This window comes from Pseudomonas sp. GW821-FHT01C01 (assembly GCF_059422645.1).
The window spans coordinates 1-621 of the sequence record NZ_JBWKXF010000112.1; the positions used below are offsets into that span (position 1 = coordinate 1).

Consider the following 621-nt stretch of genomic DNA (forward strand, 5'->3'; position numbering starts at 1 on the left):
GTGACGGCGGCAGAAGTTGAAAGCGGTGCAGTGAGCGAAGACGGCACCACGGTGGCCAACGGCAGCTTTGCCTTCGGCGACGTGGACCTGGCCGATGACGGCCATGTGGCCAGCGTGAATGCGCCGGCCGGTGCGCTGGGTACGCTGGTGGCCACTGTCAGCGACGAGAGTACGGGCGACGCGGCGGGCAGCGTGGGCTGGACCTATACGCTGAACAACAGCGCGGCGCAGTACCTGGCCGCGGGCCAGACCAAGACCGAAGTGTTCACCGTGACGCTGACCGATGACGTCGGGGCGGCGGTGACAAAGGCCGTGACGATCACCATTACCGGCACCAATGACGCGCCCGTGCTCGGTTTTGAAACGGGCAACGATGCCGGCGCGGTGCAGGAAGACACCACGCTCAGCGTCAGTGGCCAGTTCAGCTCGACCGACATTGATCACGATGCCACGACCAATTGGAGCATCCATGGCGCGTCAACCGGCACCTACGGCTCAATCGCCGTGGACAACACCGGCCAGTGGACTTACACGCTGGCCAATGGCACCAATGGTGTCGCCAGTGCGGTGCAGGCGCTGAAGGCGGGCGAGAGTCACAACGACGTGTTCAGCGTGCAGGTC

General features: G+C 64.7%; 1 protein-coding gene. It reads left to right on the forward strand.

Annotated features, from left to right (window positions below):
• Nucleotides 1–114: 114 nt before the first annotated feature.
• Nucleotides 115–621, forward strand: a 507-nt coding sequence (locus AC07XF_RS28915; protein WP_495029242.1) for a VCBS domain-containing protein, incomplete at its 3' end; no start/stop codon positions are given.